Annotated in this window: 1 protein-coding gene; it reads right to left on the reverse strand. The window is 76.4% G+C overall.

The genetic code is table 11. The features are described 5' to 3' along the window. Nucleotides 1-301 (reverse strand): hypothetical protein (locus JHD63_RS23430; RefSeq protein WP_198973186.1); only part of this gene is annotated, 301 nt, incomplete at both ends.

Raw genomic sequence — 301 nt, forward strand, 5'->3', positions numbered from 1 at the left:
CAGGCTGCTGGTGATGGCCAGCAGCACCGCCAGGTCGGCCGCCGGCTCGGTGATGCGCACGCCGCCGACGGCGTTGACGAACACGTCCTGGTCCATGCAGGCGATGCCGGCGTGCCGGTGCAGCACCTGTCTCTTATACACATCTCCGAGCCCACGAGACCGTACAGGAAATCGCGTATGCCGTCTTCTGCTTGAAAAGCGGGGGGGGGGGGGGGGGGGGGGGGGGGGGGGGGGGGGGGGGGGGGGGGGGGGGGGGGGGGGGGGGGGGGGGGGGGGGGGGGGGGGGGGGGGGGGGGGGGGG

Source organism: Xylophilus sp. ASV27, from assembly GCF_016428875.1.
Lineage (GTDB): Bacteria > Pseudomonadota > Gammaproteobacteria > Burkholderiales > Burkholderiaceae_C > Xylophilus.